Origin of the sequence: Aquabacterium sp. G14 (genome assembly GCF_037482285.1) — a bacterium.
Classification (GTDB): domain Bacteria; phylum Pseudomonadota; class Gammaproteobacteria; order Burkholderiales; family Burkholderiaceae_C; genus Aquabacterium.
Genome location: NZ_JBBEYB010000004.1, coordinates 195,133 through 212,809 on the forward strand (window position 1 = coordinate 195,133; position 17,677 = coordinate 212,809).

The window sequence follows — 17,677 nt, forward strand, 5'->3', positions numbered from 1 at the left end:
ATTTTACTTGGCGTAGCCCCAGGCCTTCAGGCGCCCGTAGGCATGCTGCGAGGCGTCTCCGGCGCGCACCTGTTTCAGGTAGCTTGCGTAGTGCTGAGCCGCCTGCTCCCGCTGCCCCATGGCTTCCAGCGACACCCCCTTGAGAAAGAGCACACCGCTGTCGCCAGGCAGCAGGCGGTCAAAGGTGTGGAGCGCCTGCAGGGCTGCTTGCGGGTTGCGCTGTTGCAGCGACAGCGAGGCCAGCAGTTTGTGCGACTGTGCTTCCTGTGGGTAGATGGCGCGGGCGTTGTCCACATACGAGCGTGCGTCGGTCACCTTGCCCTGTGCTTGCAGGCACTGGGCCATGCGCAGGTTGGCGGCGTAGTCGCGTGGGGCCTGCTTCAGCGCGGTGCGGAACTGACCAGAGGCCTCGTCGAGCTGTTTGGCCGACATGGCACTCTCGCCCTTCTGGCAGGCCTGGATGGCGGGCTTGATCTTGCGCAGCGAAGCCGTGTTGTCCATGAAACGCTCTCGCCGGGTCGAGGCCTTCGCGCTGGCCGCGTAGGTGGTCTCTGCCGCTTCGCGTGCACGGTCGCGTCGCTCGGTGCTCATTGGGTGTGAGGAGAACATCGTGGCGAGGGTGGGCGGCGCTTCCTTCTCCCCGTTCACCAGCATCTGGTGCAGACGTGTCATGCCCGTCGCCGGGTAGCCGGCTTGCACCATGTAGGCCTGCCCCAGCGCATCGGCCTCGTGCTCGTTGCTGCGCGAGTAATTGGCCAGCAAGGCGCTGGCGCCCACCTGGCTGCCCAGCCCGATCAAGGGGGCCCAACTCGAGTTCTGTGCAGCGGCGTTGACCCCGGCCAGCACCGTCTGCGCGATCATGGCCTGACCCTGGCGTTGTGCCGAGTGGCGCGCGTTCACGTGGCCCAGTTCATGCCCGAGCAAGGCGGCCAGTTGCGCTTCGTCGTCCATGTCGACCATGATGCCGCGCGTCAAGCCCATGGCGCCACCGGGAAAGGTGTAAGCGTTCACATAGTTGGCGTTGAGCACCCGGTAGGAATAGGGCATGTTCGGCCGGTGGCTGACGGCATGCAGGCGCTGTCCGACCTCGCGCACATAGGCGTTGACCGGCTCATTCTGGATGGCCCCCAGGTCTTGCGAAAACTGGTGCGGTGCCTGCTGCTGGTCCACCGCCTGCTCCTGCGCTTCGCTCATGCCGACCAGGATGCGTTCACCCGTCACGGGCGAGACCGCACAGCCTTGCAGCGAAGCGGTGGCCGCGCCAAACAGCCAGATGGCATCACGGCGGCTCAAGCGGTTACGGGCCAGTCGTTCGGCCAGGGCGTGGGGATGCAGGTCAGACATGGTCGCAATGCGCACAAAGCGCGAGTTTGAAGCAGAAAATCGCGGGCAGGACGGCTACGATGGCAACCGTGTCCGTGTGGTCACCTCGGTGCTGTCGAGGTGGCGCCGGATCGTGCTGATTTTGCAGAACTTGAATCTCACATGACCTCCGCCATGACCGCCACGCGCACCAGTGACATTTTGCTGGAACTGGACAGCGCCCGCAAAAGCGGCCCCTTGCAGAACATCGTCATTCCCCCTTGTCCGGAACTCTTGACCCGCCTGCAACAGGTGATGGCCGAACCCGAGCCCGACCTCAACGAAGTGGCGCGCATCGCCTCCAGTGACGTGGCCATGTCCGCCACCTTGCTGCGCTGCGCCAACAGCCCGGTGTACAGCGTGGGGCAGGCGGTGCAGACCATTGGTCAGGCCATGAACCTGCTGGGGCTGGATGAAACCGCCACCATCATGACCCGGTTTCTCGCGCAAAGCGCCATCCGTGTCAATCACCCTGCCTTGCAGCGATTCTGGGAGCGTTCGGCCAAGCGGGCCGTCGCCATGGCTTTCATGGCGCGACATCTGCCCGGCATGTCGACCGATGTGGCGCACACCTATGGGCTCTTTTGCCACGTCGGCTTGCCGGTGATGGTGCAAAGCATCAAGGGCTATCCCTCCACCATGGTGGAGGCGGCAGCCCGCATCGATCGCCCCTATGTGGCCACTGAGAACGCGAACCACCGTACCGATCACGCGGTGGTCGGCGGTCTGGTGGCCCGGGTCTGGCGCCTCTCGCCCACGGTGGCTGCGGCGATCCGTCTGCACCACGATCTGGAGGCCTTGGGCGAAGGGCGGGTGGACCCGGATGTGCGAGCCCTCATCGCTGTGGGCCTGCTGGCGGAGTTCCTGATGCGTCGTCACGAAGGGCTGGATCAGGATGCCGATTGGCGCACCCACGGCGAGGTCGCCCTGGCCTGGTTGGAGTTGCCGATGGAAGAGTTGCTGAGCTGGGAAGACGAGTTGCGGGACCACCTCGACATCGTTTGACCCGCCGTGCCTGATTCGCGCTGACTTTGTCTCTCTTTCTCATCAATACGCACCACGATGGCCGGAACCAGCTTGTTGATCCTGATCGATGACATCACCCTGATGCTCGATGATGTGGCGGCCATGTCCAAGCTGGCCGCCAAGAAGACCGCCGGTGTGCTGGGCGATGATCTGGCGCTCAACGCCCAGCAGGTCACCGGCATCCGCGCCGAGCGCGAACTGCCTGTCGTGTGGGCCGTGGCCAAGGGCTCGGTGCGCAACAAGGTGATCCTGGTGCCGGCGGCCCTGGCGATCAGCGCCTGGTTGCCCGTGGCCGTGACCCCCTTGCTGATGATCGGCGGGGCCTACCTGTGTTTCGAGGGCGTGGAGAAGCTGGCCCACCCACTGCTGCACAGCCACGATGAAGACGCGGCGCACCACGAGGCGCTCAGCGCTGCGCTGAAGGACGAGTCGGTGGACCTGGTCGCGTTCGAGCGCGAGAAGATCGAGGGCGCAGTGCGCACCGACTTCATCCTCTCCGCCGAGATCGTGGCCATCACCCTGGGCACGGTCACGGCAGCTTCGTTCACGCAGCAGGTGCTGGTGCTGTCGGGCGTGGCGCTGGCGGTCACCGTCGGCGTCTATGGTCTGGTGGCGGCCATCGTGAAGATGGACGACGTCGGCCTGTACCTGCAGCAACGTGGTGGAGCGGTCAAGGCCGCCGTCGGCCGTGGCCTGCTGGCCGCCGCGCCGGTGATGATGAAGACGCTGTCCGTGGTGGGCACAGCGGCCATGTTCCTCGTCGGCGGCGGCATCGTGCTGCACGGCCTGCCGGGGGCGCACGATGTGGTGCACGGCATCGCCCATGCAGCCGGCACCGTGCCGGGCATCGGTGGCCTGCTCGAAGCGATTACCCCCACCGTGCTCGATGGGGTGGGCGGCGTGGTCGTGGGGGCGGTGACCCTGGCGCTGGTGACGCTGGGGCAGCGTTTGCTGCGCCCCTTCCGCCGGGGGTGACCTCGTCCGGAGGCCGTGGCCTCAGGCCGCTTGGCGGCCGGCCAGCGCGTCGTGCAGCGCGATCATTTCCTGTGTCAGCTTGTGGCGCGCGTCCAGATGGATCATGGGGCGCGCCTGCTGGTGTGATTCCTTGATCTTCACCGAGCTGCTCAGGTAGGGCTGCAGCACGGGCAGGCCCTCGTCGATCAACTCTTGCACCAGCTTTTGCGGCAGGCTGGCGCGCGGCTGGAACTGGTTGACCACGATGCCCGACACCTGCAGGTCGTCGTTGTGGTCGGCGCGGATCTCCTGCACGTTGTCGAGCAGGGTGTAGAGCGCGCGGCGCGAGAAATCGTCGCAGTCGAACGGGATCAGGCAGCCTTGCGCGGCGATCAGCGCCGAGCGCGTGTAGAAGTTCAGCGCGGGCGGCGTGTCGATGTAGATGCGGTCATAGGTGTCCGCCAGATCGACCAAGGCGTCACGCAGCTTGTAGATCTTGTAGCGGGACTCCAGTTTGCTGTGCAGCTCGTCCAGGCTGGGGTGCGAGGGCATCACGTCCAGCCCTTCCCAGGGTGTGCCCACCACATAGGCATCGGCCCCCTTGGGGCGGGCACTGAACTTCAGCGTCTGGTCAAAGAATTCGGCCGCGCTGATGTTAGCGTCCTCATGCGGGCCACCCAGCAGGTACTGCGTGGAGTTGCCCTGCGGGTCCAGGTCGATGACGAGGGTGCGCTGGCCCTGCGCGGCGCTGATGGCGGCCAGGTTGCAGGTGATGGTGGACTTGCCCACGCCACCCTTCTGGTTGAACACGACGTAACGCATGACCTGAATCCCTTGTGTTGCGATGAACTGCGCCTATTGTGCACTGCAACAACGGTGAGGCGACGGCCGGCCGCGCCGACTGTCGCCCACCATGCCGTGTTCAGCGCTGGGCTTCCGGCAACTCGATCTTGACTTCCAGCACTTCCAGGTCGTCCTGACGTTCCAGGTTCACCTTGATGTCGTCAGGATTGATGGACACGTACTTGGAGATCACGGCCACCAGTTCACGCTGCAGATCGGGCAGGTAGGTGGGGCTGCTGGAGCGGCCGTTGCGCTCGTGCGCGAGGATCAGTTGCAGGCGTTCCTTGGCCACCGTGGCCGTCTGCTTCTTCTCGCCGAGGAAAAAGTTGAGGAATCCCATGTCTTACTTGCCTCCGAACAGACGCTTGAAGAAGCCCGGCTTCTCGGCCTCGACGAAGCGCAGGGGCTTGTCCTGGCCCAGGAAGCGGTCGATCACGTCACCGTAGGCCTCGGCCACATCGGTTCCCTTCATGTGGATGGCCGGGATGCCCTGGTTGGAGGCGTTCAGCACGGTTTCCGATTCGGGGATCACGCCGATCAGCTTGACCTTGAGGATGTCGTGCACGTCGTCGAGCGAGAGCATCTGACCGCCTTCGACCCGGTTGGGGTTGTAGCGGGTGATCAGCAGGTGCTCCTTGATGGGCTCGGCACCGTCCTGCGCACGCTTGGTCTTGCTGTTGAGCATGCCCAGGATGCGGTCGGAGTCACGCACGGACGAGACTTCTGGGTTGGTCACCACGATGGCTTCGTCGGCAAAGTGCATGGCCATCAGCGCGCCAGTCTCGATGCCGGCGGGCGAGTCGCACACGATGTACTCGAAGTCCATCTTTTCCAGATCACGCAGCACCTTCTCGACGCCGTCTTGCGTCAGGGCTTCTTTGTCACGGGTCTGCGAGGCGGCCAGGACGTACAGGTTTTCACACTGCTTGTCCTTGATCAGCGCCTGGTTCAGGTTGGCTTCGCCCTGGATCACGTTGATCAGGTCGTACACCACGCGACGCTCGCACCCCATGATCAGGTCGAGGTTGCGCAGGCCGACGTCGAAGTCGATGACGGCGGTCTTGTGGCCACGCAAAGCGAGGCCGGCTGCGAAGCTGGCGCTGGTGGTCGTCTTGCCGACGCCCCCCTTGCCGGAGGTCACCACGATGATCTTGGCCATGTCTGGCGGTCCTTTCAGATGCGAGTAATCAGAGAGCAATGGGGTCGAAAACCAGGCGCTCGCCTTCCAGACGGATCTGGGCGGGCTTGCCCGTCACGTCGTCGGGCAGCGGGTTGTCGGTGGTGCGGTAGGTGCCGGCGATGGACAGCAGCTCGGGCTCCATGTGCAGCGCAAAGATGCGGGCCTCGGTGTTGCCTTTGGCGCCGGCAATCGCCTTGCCACGCAGGGGGGCATACACATGGATGGAGCCGTCGGCAATCACCTCGGCGCCGTGGTTGACGGCCGCCAGCACGATCAGGTCGCCACCCTTGGCGTAGACCTGTTGACCGGAGCGCAGCGGCTTGTCGATGAACATGGTGCTGGCGGCCATCGGCACGTGCACGGGCACTTCCACCGGCACCTCGCGGATGACTTCGCGCACGACTTCCTGCACGACGGTTTCGACGCGGGTTGCGGCATGGCTTTCCGGGGCTTCGATCAGGCCGGCCTCCTGGGCCGAGCGGGTCTGGGCCACGGTGCCGCCGCGCACGGCGATGGCCTTGAGCTTGAAGCGAGCCAGCAGGGCGATCAGCTCGGGAAAGTTGACGTGCAGGTCAAGGCTGGCCAGATGGGTGAGGTCGATCACCACCGGTTCGCCGTTGAACAGGTCGGGGCTGCTGCCAAAACGCTCTTCCAGGGCCTGGGCCAGCGAGCTCAGGTTGGCCGTGCGGAGCAGAAAGGCTTCCAGGGAGAGCGTGGCGCTCTTGAAATCGAACAGGGCGGAGGCGTTTCCGGGGGAGGCGGCAGACATGGACAGCAAGCGCGTGGAAAGACCGCAGTTTAAGGCAGCACAGGGCACTTCCTGACCCCGATCCCCCCTGGACGGGCCATACTGAGGGCGATGCAATGAGGAGGCACTTCGGTGAACGGTTTTTCTTTGTCACCAGCCCAGATGGGCCTGGCGGTGGCGCTGGGTTGTGGCCTGTTGATCGGGCTGGAGCGCGAACGCCGCAAGGGGACCGGCCAGGACCGGGCTGCTGCGGGGTTGCGCACCTTCGCGGTGGTGGCGTTGCTGGGGGCGATCGCCCAGATCGTGTCCGTGTGGCTGTCGGCCGTGGCTTTGTGCAGCGTGGCGGTGATGGCCGCCTTGTCGTACTGGCGCACCCGAGACGATGACCCCGGCATCACCACCGAGATGTCGCTGATTGCGACCTGCCTGATCGGCGTCATGGCCGTGTCGGAGCCGGTGCTGTCTGCGGCTTGCGCGGCCCTGCTGGCCGGAGTGTTGGCGGCCCGCGAACGCCTGCACCACTTTGCCCACACGTGGTTGAGCGAGAAGGAGCTCTACGACGGGTTGCTGCTGGCCGCCTTGGCCCTGGTGCTGCTGCCCCTCATGCCGCGGGAGCCGGTGAGCTGGCTGGGTGAATTGTCACCACAGCGCGGGCTGATGCTGCTCATCGTGATCCTGATGTTGCAAGGCGCCAGCCATGTGGCACAGCGCCTGTTGGGCGCCCGCTCCGGTTTGGCCGTGTCGGGCTTCTTGGGGGGATTCGTCTCGAGCACGGCCACCATCGGGGCCATGGGCAGCCTGGCGCGTCAGCGCGAGGTGCCCTTGCGCATGACGCTGTGTGCGGCCATCTTGTCGACGGCCGCCACCTGGATGCAGATCGTGCTGATGATCCTGGTGGTGGCGCCCTCGGCTTTGCCGGTGACCTTGCCGCTGATGGCCGTGGGAGTGGCTTTGCCGCTGACCCTTGGGGCCTTGCTGTGGCAGCACCAAGGTGGGGAAGTGGTGCCCGCGTCCGGTCAGCGGAATGTGCTGCGCTTGCGGGAGGCCGTGATGGTGGCGCTGCTCCTGGTCGGTGGTGCCCTGGTCGTGAGCTATGCGCAAAAGCAGGGCGTCGGGGGCTTGCTGCTGGGGACCGGGGTGGCGGCGATAGCCGATGCCCAGGCCCCCATGGCCAGTCTGCTGGCGATGTACGGTGCCGGTACCTTGCCGGCTGAGCATTTGCTGATGGGTTTGATGGTGGCCCTGAGCGTCAACAGCACGACCCGGGGCACGGTGGCCTGCGTGTCGGGCGGCTGGCGGTTCGGTGTGGTGGTGGCCGCAGCCCTGGCCGCCAACATGGTGATGGGGTGGGCTTGGGTGGCCTGGGTCGCGCGCTGAAGCCGGGGTTGTCGCGCGCCAGACCATTAGAATATCCAGAACAATAATGGGTGGGCGCGGCCACAACTGGCCGAGATCGCACACGCCAGAACGGGGATGGCGATGGCACACGATCAAGACCGCGAACAGCGTGACGCCTGGGCGGCACACACCCAGGTGGCCACACAGTTGATGGAGGAGCGCGCGCCGGTGCAGGCCTTGCGCGAGCTGGGTCGACAGGTGTCGCCCACCTTGCGCGAGCTGTTCGTGGTCTGCGACCCGTCAGAGGCCTTGCGCCAGCATTTCGAGATGGGGGTGTCTCCCTTCGTGCTGTTGCACGATCTCGGCAATGGCGCCGGGCGAGCTTTTCTGCAGGGGCTGAGTGAGCGCACCGGCTGGCGCGTGCAATCTTTGAGCATCCGGCGCCAGGGGTTTGGCACGGTGTTGGCGGCCTTGTCCTATCTGGATTGCCCAGTGTCGGATGGATGCGTGCGCATCTACCTGGCCGAGGTTCAGGCCGAGTCGCGCGAGCAAGAGGCTTTGAGTCGCTTGCTGGCGGCTTCGGCCTCGGTGCAGGTGCTGATGGGGGGCTCGCCGATGCCTCCGGATGTGGCTGCGCGCGTGAGCCATTGGCGTGAGCAGTTGCTGGTGGTGCATCCTGAGGGGGCGGTGTCGGTGTTGGCGCTGCCTCAGGTCCGTGACCCTGACTGGATGCTCAGCCTCTCGGCGTTGGCTCGCACGCCACGTTGGCAGGTGGAGGTGAGTCCGGTCAGCCAGACGGTGGCCGCCAATTGGACGCTGCTGGCCACTTACTGGAACCGTTTGGCTCAGGCCGGGGTACCGGGTGCCATGCCGTTGATCGAGCGCATCACGTTGTCGGGCTTGCCCGACACGCCCGACCCCGCCCGCGTGGCGCCGGCGCCGCGGGCGCCCAAACCCATGCCGGTGATTCAGGGGCGGACCGTCGAGGGCCGTGCGCCTGGCGTGACGGACGCCGGTGTTGTCATGAGCCTGGATGCACACCTGATGGCGCTGCAGGCCCACACAGGGGCTTTGCGCGCCTGTATTTTTGCTTTGTCCAACCGTGAAGTGTGGGCGCGCACCGAAGGTGCCGATGGTGCGGCGATGGCCGAGCAGGGGCATGCCTTGTTGGTGGCCGTGGGCCGCATCGGGCAGGGCCTGACACTGGGGCGTTCGGTGCGAGAGGCGCACGTGTCGCTGGGCGAAGCGCAGGTGCTGCTGCGCCCGACACGGTTGCGCAGCGGCGGCGTGTTGATGCTGATCTTGCCGCGCGATGCCGATGTGAGCCGGGCGCGGGAGCGCACCCTGCAGTACGAGGCTCAGGCCCTGCCCACGCAGACGGTGCCCTGACGGGACGCGGCAGCAGATCACGCTGGTGCGTGCCCCACGCGGGCCGCGGATCAGCGTGCCTTCTTGCCGCCGCGCGGTCCCATGGGCTTGCCGGCCGGTCGGCCTTCGCGTCCCGAGACCTGTTGCTGCCGTGGCGGCAGTCCCGTGTGCTGGGTCAGGATCTGACCGGGGCGCGGTGCCGCTTTGCCCGCCGGGCGCCCTGAGCTGGCCGGCAGGTTGCGCGGATCACGCTCGGCGCTGCGGGCCTGAGCCTGGCTGCCGCGACCTTGTCCGGCCACACGACCCACGGTCACCACCGAGGTCTTGGTGCCCGACTTGGTCGAGTTCTTGCGGCGCGCGCTTTCGTACGTGCCGTCGGTGGCGGGCTGGTAGGTCGGGATCAGGTGGTTGGGCGTGTTGCCAATCAGGTCGCCCCGGCCCATGTCCTTGAGTGCCTCGCGCAGCAGCGGCCAGTTGTTGGGGTCGTGGTAACGCAGGAAGGCCTTGTGCAGGCGGCGGCGCTTCTCGCCCTTGACGATGTCGACCTTCTCGCCCTTGTTGGCCAGGCGGCTGATGCCCTTGAGCGGGTTCAGGCCCGAGTGGTACATCGCCGTGGCCGTGGCCATGGGGCTGGGGTAGAAGGTCTGCACCTGGTCGGCCTTGAAGCCATTGCGCTTGAGCCAGACGGCCAGGTTCATCATGTCCGCATCGGTCGTGCCCGGGTGGGCCGCGATGAAGTAAGGGATGAGGTACTGCTTCTTGCCGGCTTCTTCGCTGAACTGCTCGAACATCTGCTTGAAGCGGTCGTAGGTGCCGATGCCGGGCTTCATCATCTTCGACAGCGGACCCGATTCGGTGTGCTCGGGCGCGATCTTGAGGTAGCCGCCCACGTGATGGGTCACCAGCTCTTTCACGTACTCGGGCGCGCGCACGGCCAGGTCGTAGCGCAGGCCCGAGCCGATCAGGATCTTCTTGACGCCGGGGATGGCGCGGGCGCGGCGGTACATGCGCACCAGCGGGCCGTGGTCGGTGTGCAGGTTCTGGCAGATGCCGGGGTAGACGCACGACGGCTTGCGGCACGCGGCCTCGATGGCCTTGGACGCGCAGCCCAGGCGGTACATGTTGGCTGTCGGCCCACCCAGGTCGGAGATGACGCCAGTGAAGCCCTTGACCTTGTCGCGAATGTCTTCGATTTCCTTGAGCACGGAGGCCTCGGAGCGGCTTTGGATGATGCGGCCCTCGTGCTCGGTGATGGAGCAGAAGGTGCAGCCGCCAAAGCAGCCGCGCATGATGTTCACGCTGAAGCGGATCATGTCCCAGGCCGGGATCACGGCGTCGCCGTACTTGGGGTGCGGCGCGCGGGCATAGGGCAGGTCGAACACCAGGTCCATCTCGGGGGTGCTCAGCGGGATGGGGGGCGGGTTGATCCAGACGTCGCGCGCGCCGGGGCCTTCGCCGTGGCGCTGCACCAGCGCGCGGGCGTTGCCGGGGTTGGTTTCCAGGTGCAGCACGCGGTTGGCGTGGGCGTAGAGCACCGGGTCGTCTTTGACCTGCTCGTAGGCAGGCAGGCGGATCACGGTGCGGTCGCGCGGGGGCAGGGCGATCTTGCCGCTGCGCTCTGGAAGGACCTTGGCCGCCAGGGCCGGGTTGCGCACGATCTGGATGGGCTTGGCGCCGCCGCGCAGGTCGCCTTGACCGGCTTGAGCCGCACCCGCTTGCGCCGGAACCTTTCCTGATGCCTTGAGCGGGTCAAAGGCGCCGGCCTCCTCCATCGCGCAGGTCTCGCCCTTTTCGGCGGCCAGCTGTCCGGTGGTCAAGTAGGGGTTGATGTGCTGGTCGATGCGGCCGGGCTGGTCCACCTCGGTCGAGTCCAGTTCGAACCAGCCCTCGGCCGTCGGGTCGTGGCGACGGCGCAGGAAGGCGGTGCCACGCACATTGGTGATGCTCTCGATGGGCTCGCGCGCAGCCAGGCGGTGGGCCACCTCGATGATGGCGCGCTCGGCGTTGCCGTACAGCAGCAGGTCGGCCTTGGCATCCATCAGGATGGAGCGGCGCACCTTGTCCGACCAGTAGTCGTAGTGAGCGATGCGGCGCAGCGAGGCCTCGATGCCGCCCATGATGATGGGCACGTCCTTGAAGGCTTCGCGGCAGCGCTGGGCGTACACCGCGGAGCAGCGGTCGGGGCGCGCGCCGCCCTGGCCGCCGGGGGTGTAGGCGTCATCACTGCGGATTTTGCGATCGGCCGTGTAGCGGTTGATCATCGAATCCATGTTGCCGGCCGCCACGCCCCAGAACAGGTTGGGCTTGCCCAGCACTTTGAAGGGCTCGGCACTCAGCCAGTCGGGCTGCGAGATGATGCCCACGCGAAAGCCCTGGTTCTCCAGCACGCGGCCGATCACGGCCATGCCGAAGCTGGGGTGGTCCACATAGGCGTCGCCCGTCACGATGATGACGTCGCAGCTGTCCCAGCCCAGGGCGTCCATCTCGGCACGGCTGGTGGGCAGGAACTTGGCCGGGCCGAAGCGCTTGGCCCAGAACGGCTTGTAGCTGTCGATGGGCTTGGCGCTCGGCATGGCCGGAGCAGCAGGAGACGCGACGGTCAGGTCAGACATGGGCAGGCGCAGACGCAAAAACGGGAGCAGGCGGGCAACCTGATATTGTCGCCGCTCTGCTCATTTCTGTGGCAGTTTTTGCGTGCAAGGCCTTAGTCGTATCCCGCCTACTCCCCGCGCCGTGCGAACGGAAGCGGCCGACGGTGGAGGCGGATCAGTCGCGTTCCTGGCGCTGCACGTCTTTCAGCAGGCGCGCCTTGGTCTTCTTGCCCTTGACCGGCACGCGATTGAGCTGGGCCACCACCTTGGCGGCGATGTCGCGGTCCACGGCCACATAGGTGTGGAAGTCGGTGACGTTGATCTTGCCGATCTGGCTGCCCACGAAGCCGCATTCGCCGGTCAGGGCGCCCAGCAGGTCGCCGGGGCGCAGTTTTTCCTTGCGCCCGCCCAGCAGCTGAATCGTGACCATGGGGGGCAGCAGGGGGTCGTCGCTGGCGGGCGCCAGCTCTTCGAGCTTGTGCCACTCGGACTCGCGCTTTTGCAGCAGCTCGATGTTGCCCACGCGGCCCATCTCGGCCATGCTGGCCAGGTTCAGGGCCCAGCCTTCGGCATCGCCGCGGCCGGTGCGGCCGATGCGGTGGATGTGCACCTCAGGGTCGGGCGTCACGTCCACGTTGATCACGGCTTCCAGGTTGGCGATGTCCAGGCCGCGCGCGGCCACGTCGGTGGCCACCAGCACCGAGGCGCTGCGGTTGGCGAACTGGATCAGCACCTGATCGCGGTCACGCTGTTCCAGGTCGCCGTGCAGGGCGATGGCTTCGATGCCGTGCGCCATCAGCACATCGACCAGATCGCGGCATTGCTGCTTGGTGTTGCAAAAGGCGATGGTGCTGGCCGGGCGGTAGTGCAGCAGCAGCTTGACCACGGCGTCCAGACGCGTGTCGCGGTCGACTTGGTACCAGCGCTGGCGGATCTTGCTGGCCTCGTGCGTGGCTGCCACCTTCACCTCCTTGGGCTGGCGCAGGAACTGGGCGCTCAGCTTGGCGATGGTGTCGGGGTAGGTGGCCGAGAACAGCATGGTCTGACGGTCCTTGGGGCACTGGCGGGCCACGTAGACGATGCTGTCGTGAAAGCCCATGTCCAGCATGCGGTCGGCTTCGTCGAGCACCAGGGTGTTCAGGTGGCGCAGGTCCAGCGTGCCGCGCTCCAGGTGATCCATGATGCGGCCCGGCGTACCGACCACGATGTGGGCGCCATAGGCCAGGCTTTCGATTTGCGGGCGCATGGTGCTGCCGCCGCACAGGGTCAGCACCTTGATGTTGGCCTCCGAGCGCGCCAGGCGGCGGATTTCCTGGCAGACCTGATCGGCCAGCTCCCGCGTCGGGCACAGCACCATGGCCTGCACGGCGGGGTTGCGCACGTCCAGCTTGTTCAGCAGCGGGATCGCAAAGGCGGCGGTCTTGCCGCTGCCCGTCTTGGCCTGGGCGATCAGGTCATGGCCGGCCAGGGTCAGGGGCAGGCTGCTGGCCTGGATGGGTGTCATGCTGAGGTAACCCAGACTCTGCAGGGTGGCCTGCATGGCGGGGCTCAGCGGCAGGCTGCTGAAAGAAGGGGCGTCGGTCTGGGGTGTGCTCATGGGGCGGATTATCCCCAGTCGGGGCGTGTTGATTTTTGTAAAGTTGCCGCCATCTGCCCGGATTGGCCGAATATCTGGCCTTGATCTTGCGCACAATGCGCTGGCAATCAACCGATCAACCGTCGATCAATCGCCCCGAGGGGCAAGGACCGATCTCGCAATGAAATTGAAGAATCTCTTGATGGCACTGGCTGTGACGATGGCTGGCGTGGGCATGGTGGGCGTTCCGATGGACGCCGAGGCCAAGCGACTGGGTGGTGGACGCGCGTCCGGCATGCAGCGTCAGATGCCGGCCAAGCAGCCCAATGCTGCGCCCGATGCAGCGCCCAACCAGATGAACAAGAGCGCCGCGCCGACCAATGCCGCCGCGCCCAACGCCGCTGGCGCCGCTGCCCAACCGGCCAAGCGCTCGTGGATGGGTCCGATCGCCGGTCTGGCTGCGGGTCTGGGCATTGCCGCCCTGATGAGCCACCTGGGCATGGGTGAAGCCTTTGGCAATTTCCTGATGATGGCGCTGCTGGCCGTGGCCGCCGTGGCCCTGATCGCCTTCCTGATGCGCCGCTTCAAGGGCGGCGCCCAGCAGGCCCGTGGCCCGCAATTGGCCGGTGCCGGTGCGCCCTATGGTCAGCAGTTCAACCAGGCCGACAGCCGTGATGCCTTCGCGCAGCCGATGCAGCGCCAGGGCTTTGACGCCGCGCCCGCCGCTGTCGGTGCCGCTGCCACAGGTGCGGCCGTGGGGGGCAACCTGAACAACGTGCCGGCTGGTTTCGACGCCGAAGGCTTCCAGCGCATCGCCAAGATGATCTTCATCCGCCTGCAGGCGGCCAACGACGCCGGCAACATCGAGGACCTGCGCAAGTTCACCACGCCCGAACTGTTTGCCTCGCTGCGCCTGGACCTGCAAGAGCGTGGCAGCGCTGCCAACCAGACCGACGTGATGCAGCTGGACGCCGAGTTGGTGGACACCGCTCAGGAAAACGGTCAGTGGGTCGCTTCCGTGCGTTTCCATGGCCTGATCCGCGAAGACATCAATGCTGGCGCCCAGCCGTTTGATGAGCTGTGGCACCTGGTCAAGCCGCTGGACAACAGTGGTGAGTGGGCCATCGCCGGCATCACACCGCTCAACGGCTGATGCCTGCTCAGGCGGTTGGCACGCTGCGCTGACTGTCTGTGCCCAACAAAAAGCCCGCTTCGTCGCGGGCTTTTTTGTGTCTGACCGCGTGCGGGTGCATCGCGGTCAGTGGCGCGAGAGACCGATCAGGCCTTCTTCGCCCAGACCTTGCACCAACCCTTGCCGTTGACCAGCTTGCCGCCGACCATCGGGCAGGCACCCCAGGCATCCTTGCCTTGGTAGAACTGGCAGTTGGCGCAGTTGTTGCCGGCCTTGTAGGTCGGGTTGGCCTTGGCGTCCACCTTGGTGGCGTCGTGCTTGTAGTTCAGGGCCACGGCGGCCGGGTCTTTTTCATCGACCTTGGCAGCTTGGGCGCGCGCACCGGTCACGGCGGTCAGGGCCGCGGCAGCTGGGACGAGGGTCATCATGAATTGGCGACGTGTGCTCATGTGTTTTCTCCAGTGGGGATGAAAGAAAAGGGTTTGACCTTGGTTTGACTCACATTCTGAGCGGTCATTTCGATTGTGACCGTATCAGAATGCATCGTACGTTTTCAATTTGAGGTCAATGAACCTTGAAGGTGATGCATGACTGAACAAGATGCCACGCTGGCCGACGCCAGCACCCCACGATACCGCAGCAGTGCCGCGGCACGCATGGTCAACATCCCTGTCGCCACCCTCCGGGTCTGGGAGAGACGATATCAGGTTGTGGGACCTGCTCAAGCAGCTTCTGGCCACAGACTTTACTCAAGTCAAGACGTGCGGCGCTTGGTCTTGATCAAACAACTGGTCAACAAGGGCCACGGCATCGGCATGCTGGCGCGCATGCAGACGCCGCAGTTGCAGGATTTGCTGCATGAGGCCGAGCAGGCCGAAGGCTTGTTGCAGCGCTCGGTGGCACCGGTGCCTGCTCGACCGACGCCTCGGGCTGCCGATGCCTTGACGCGCTTGAGGGTCTTGCTGGTGGGGCCGGACGCCGGCACCCGTTGGCGTACCACGCTAGAGGCCGTGCCGGAACTGGATGTGGTCGGCAGCCTGGACGCCAGCCCGCAGTCCGAGTTGCGCGTGCAGCATTTGCAGGCCGACATGGTGGTGGCCGAACTGGGCGCACTGCACATGGAAACGGTGGATTGGCTGGTGCGTCTGACCAAGTTGGTCAATGCGCGGCAGATGTGCGTCATCTACGGCTTTGCCAACAGCCAGGTGCTCGAAGCCCTGCGGGCGCGCGGCGTGATCCTGCGCCGCTCGCCGCTGGCCCCGCATGAACTCAGTCAGGCGCTGGTGGACACGGTGCGTGGCTGGCAAAGCGTGTCCGAAGCCCTGCGCACCTTGCCCGACCCCGCGCCACCGCCGCGCTTCGATGGCCCAGGCTTGGTCAACCTGGCCCAGTCCATGCCGCGCGTGGCCTGCGAGTGTCCGCAGCACCTGTCCGAGCTGGTGACGATGCTGGGGCAGTTCGAGGCCTACAGCGCCGACTGTGAAAGCCGCCAGCCGGCCGATGTCACCTTGCACGCCTACCTGTACCGCGTGGCGGGGCATGCGCGGGCCTTGATGGAAGAGGCCCTGGCCACAGTGGCCAAGGCCGAAGGCGTGGCCTTGCCCGAGCGCCGGCCCGTGCGCTGAGTGCACTTGACGGCCTCCTGCGCGCGGCCGACGGCCGATCAGGGCACCGAGGGCGCGATGTCCCCGGTGTCTTCCTCGCCCAGGAAGCCGCCGCTCTGGTGCGCCCACAGGCGCGCATACAGGCCGCCCTGGGCCAGCAACTCGGCGTGCGAGCCTTGCTCGACGATGCGCCCCTGGTCCAGCACGATCAGGCGGTCCATGGCAGCGATGGTGGACAGACGGTGGGCAATCGCCACCACGGTCTTGCCCTCCATCAGGCGGTAGAGGCTGGCCTGGATGGCGGCCTCGACCTCGGAGTCGAGCGCGCTGGTGGCTTCGTCGAGCAGCAGGATGGGCGCATCCTTGAGCATCACGCGGGCGATGGCGATGCGCTGGCGCTGGCCGCCTGACAACTTCACGCCGCGCTCGCCGACGTGCGCGTCGTACCCGGTGCGGCCCTTGGGGTCGCTCAGGGATTGGATGAAGTCGTGGGCCTCGGCGCGGCGCGCAGCCTCGATCATCTCGGGGTCGCCGGCGTCGGGGCGGCCGTAGAGGATGTTGTCGCGCACTGAGCGGTGCAGCAACGAGGTGTCTTGCGTGACCATGCCGATTTGGGCGCGCAGGCTGTCTTGCGTGACCTGGGCAATGTTCTGACCATCGACCAGGATGCGACCGTGCTCGACATCGTGGAAGCGCAGCAGCAGGTTGACGATGGTGGACTTGCCCGCGCCCGAGCGACCGACCAGGCCGATCTTCTCGCCGGGGCGGATGTGCAGGTTCAGGCCTTCGATGACAGTGCGATCCCCGCCGTAGCTGAACCCGACGTTGTCGAAACGGATGTCGCCCTGGGCGACCTGCAGCGGGGTGGCGTCGGGCACATCCACCACCTTGTGCGGGCGCGACAGGGTGTTGATCCCGTCCTGCACGGTGCCGATGTGCTCGAACAGCGAGGCCACCTCCCACATCATCCAGTGCGAGATGCCGTTCAGGCGCAGCGCCATCGCGGTGGCGGCGGCCACGGCACCAATGCCGACCTGACCTTGTGTCCACAGCCACAGGGCTACGCCTGCGGTCGACAGGATCAGCAACATGCTCAGCGTGTGGTTGACCACCTCGAAGCCGCTGACCAGGCGCATCTGGCCGTGCACGGTCTTCATGAACTCCTGCATGGCCGAGCGGGCGTACCCGGCTTCGCGGTGCGCGTGCGAGAACAGCTTGACGGTGGCGATGTTGGTGTACGCGTCGGTGATGCGGCCGGTCATCAGCGAGCGGGCGTCAGCCTGGGACTTGGCCATGCGGCTCAGCCGTGGGACGAAAAAGCGCACGGCGCTGCCGTACAGCACCATCCATCCCAGGAAGGGCAGCAGCAGCCAGGCGTCGAAGCTGCCCACCACTGCCGTCATGGTGACGAAGTAGATGACGGTGAAGACGAGGATGTCGCCGACGATGAAGCAGGTGTCGCGCACGGCCAGGGCGGTCTGCATCACCTTGGTGGCGATGCGGCCCGCGAACTCGTCCTGGTAGAAGTGCATGCTCTGGCCGAGCATGAGGCGATGGAAGTTCCAGCGCAGCCGCATCGGGAAGTTGCCGGCCAGGGCCTGGTGCTTGAGCAGGGTCTGCAGCATCACGGCCAAGGGGCTGAGCAGCAGCACGGCGGCCAGCCCCAGCAAGGTGTTGCGCGAGCTCGTCCAGAACTCGCCGGGTGGGGTGGCGCCCAACCAGTCGACGATGTTGCCGAGCATGCTGAACAGCAGGGCCTCGAACGCGCCGATGGAGGCGGTCAGCAGCGTCATGCACAGCAGGTAGCGGCGCATGCCGTGCGTGCCGGCCCACAGGAAAGCGAAGAAGCCCTTGGGGGGCGTTTTCGGGGGCGCCGCCGGGTACGGATCGACCAGATTTTCAAACCAGCTCAGCACAACAAGGTCTCCGCCAAGGATCAAACCTTCTAGGGTAGC

16 protein-coding genes are annotated in these 17,677 nt (G+C 66.1%); 7 read left to right on the forward strand and 9 right to left on the reverse strand.

The window, feature by feature from the left end:
- Positions 1–3 precede the first annotated feature (3 nt).
- Positions 4–1,344, reverse strand: coding sequence for a M48 family metalloprotease (locus WIT60_RS06775; RefSeq protein WP_339583172.1), 1,341 nt, complete (start codon positions 1,342–1,344; stop codon positions 4–6).
- Between WIT60_RS06775 and WIT60_RS06780 the strand changes: the two genes are divergently transcribed.
- Genes WIT60_RS06780 through WIT60_RS06790 form a run of 3 tightly spaced genes read left to right on the forward strand, consistent with a single transcriptional unit; the run spans position 1,343 to position 3,363 of the window.
- Positions 1,343–1,489 carry a hypothetical protein gene (locus tag WIT60_RS06780; RefSeq protein WP_339583173.1) on the forward strand — a complete coding sequence of 49 codons (147 nt, stop codon included), beginning with the start codon at positions 1,343–1,345 and terminating at the stop codon, positions 1,487–1,489. The genes WIT60_RS06775 and WIT60_RS06780 overlap by 2 nt on opposite strands.
- Positions 1,486–2,367 (forward strand): HDOD domain-containing protein, encoded by an 882-nt coding sequence (locus tag WIT60_RS06785; protein ID WP_339583174.1) that lies wholly within the window; start codon positions 1,486–1,488, stop codon positions 2,365–2,367. The genes WIT60_RS06780 and WIT60_RS06785 overlap by 4 nt, the downstream gene beginning before the upstream one ends.
- A 57-nt stretch (positions 2,368–2,424) precedes the next feature.
- Positions 2,425–3,363, forward strand: coding sequence for a DUF808 domain-containing protein (locus WIT60_RS06790; protein WP_339583175.1), 939 nt, complete (start codon positions 2,425–2,427; stop codon positions 3,361–3,363).
- 21 nt (positions 3,364–3,384) lie between these two features.
- On the opposite strand, the gene WIT60_RS06795 is transcribed toward WIT60_RS06790, so the two are convergent.
- The 4 genes from WIT60_RS06795 to minC all read right to left on the reverse strand — a co-directional run bounded on the left by WIT60_RS06795 (position 3,385) and on the right by minC (position 6,134).
- Positions 3,385–4,164: a ParA family protein gene (locus WIT60_RS06795; RefSeq protein WP_339583176.1), complete on the reverse strand. Its 780-nt coding sequence runs from the start codon at positions 4,162–4,164 to the stop codon at positions 3,385–3,387.
- A gap of 100 nt (positions 4,165–4,264) precedes the next feature.
- On the reverse strand, positions 4,265–4,525 hold the full coding sequence (gene minE / locus WIT60_RS06800) for a cell division topological specificity factor MinE (protein ID WP_339583177.1): 261 nt from the start codon (positions 4,523–4,525) through the stop codon (positions 4,265–4,267).
- Positions 4,526–4,528: 3 nt separating this feature from the next.
- Positions 4,529–5,344, reverse strand: coding sequence for a septum site-determining protein MinD (gene minD / locus WIT60_RS06805; protein ID WP_339583178.1), 816 nt, complete (start codon positions 5,342–5,344; stop codon positions 4,529–4,531).
- Positions 5,345–5,372: 28 nt separating this feature from the next.
- A complete protein-coding gene (minC, locus tag WIT60_RS06810; RefSeq protein ID WP_339583179.1) occupies positions 5,373–6,134 on the reverse strand; it encodes a septum site-determining protein MinC in 762 nt (253 codons plus the stop codon).
- 111 nt (positions 6,135–6,245) lie between these two features.
- On the opposite strand from minC, the gene WIT60_RS06815 reads away from it, so the two are divergent.
- Complete coding sequence (locus WIT60_RS06815) at positions 6,246–7,490, forward strand: MgtC/SapB family protein (protein WP_339583180.1); 1,245 nt, start codon at positions 6,246–6,248, stop codon at positions 7,488–7,490.
- 102 nt (positions 7,491–7,592) lie between these two features.
- Positions 7,593–8,840 (forward strand): hypothetical protein, encoded by a 1,248-nt coding sequence (locus tag WIT60_RS06820; protein WP_339583181.1) that lies wholly within the window; start codon positions 7,593–7,595, stop codon positions 8,838–8,840.
- 50 nt (positions 8,841–8,890) lie between these two features.
- On the opposite strand, the gene WIT60_RS06825 is transcribed toward WIT60_RS06820, so the two are convergent.
- Both WIT60_RS06825 and dbpA read right to left on the reverse strand, forming a co-directional pair.
- Positions 8,891–11,431 (reverse strand): YgiQ family radical SAM protein, encoded by a 2,541-nt coding sequence (locus WIT60_RS06825; RefSeq protein WP_339583182.1) that lies wholly within the window; start codon positions 11,429–11,431, stop codon positions 8,891–8,893.
- A gap of 154 nt (positions 11,432–11,585) precedes the next feature.
- Positions 11,586–13,007 carry an ATP-dependent RNA helicase DbpA gene (gene dbpA / locus WIT60_RS06830; protein ID WP_339583183.1) on the reverse strand — a complete coding sequence of 474 codons (1,422 nt, stop codon included), beginning with the start codon at positions 13,005–13,007 and terminating at the stop codon, positions 11,586–11,588.
- Positions 13,008–13,167: 160 nt separating this feature from the next.
- Here dbpA and WIT60_RS06835 point away from each other — a divergent pair, with 160 nt between their 5' ends.
- Positions 13,168–14,139, forward strand: coding sequence for a Tim44 domain-containing protein (locus WIT60_RS06835; RefSeq protein ID WP_339583184.1), 972 nt, complete (start codon positions 13,168–13,170; stop codon positions 14,137–14,139).
- A 125-nt stretch (positions 14,140–14,264) separates the two neighbouring features.
- Here the strand turns inward: WIT60_RS06835 and WIT60_RS06840 are convergent, their stop codons facing one another.
- The gene (locus WIT60_RS06840) at positions 14,265–14,567 is read right to left on the reverse strand and encodes a high-potential iron-sulfur protein (RefSeq protein ID WP_339583185.1); all 303 of its coding nucleotides are present in this window, start codon (positions 14,565–14,567) and stop codon (positions 14,265–14,267) included.
- 138 nt (positions 14,568–14,705) lie between these two features.
- On the opposite strand from WIT60_RS06840, the gene WIT60_RS06845 reads away from it, so the two are divergent.
- On the forward strand, positions 14,706–15,743 hold the full coding sequence (locus WIT60_RS06845) for a MerR family transcriptional regulator (RefSeq protein ID WP_339583186.1): 1,038 nt from the start codon (positions 14,706–14,708) through the stop codon (positions 15,741–15,743).
- A 38-nt stretch (positions 15,744–15,781) separates the two neighbouring features.
- Here the strand turns inward: WIT60_RS06845 and WIT60_RS06850 are convergent, their stop codons facing one another.
- Entirely contained in the window at positions 15,782–17,638 is a 1,857-nt protein-coding gene (locus WIT60_RS06850) for an ABC transporter ATP-binding protein (protein WP_339583187.1), read from the reverse strand.
- Positions 17,639–17,677 lie beyond the last annotated feature (39 nt).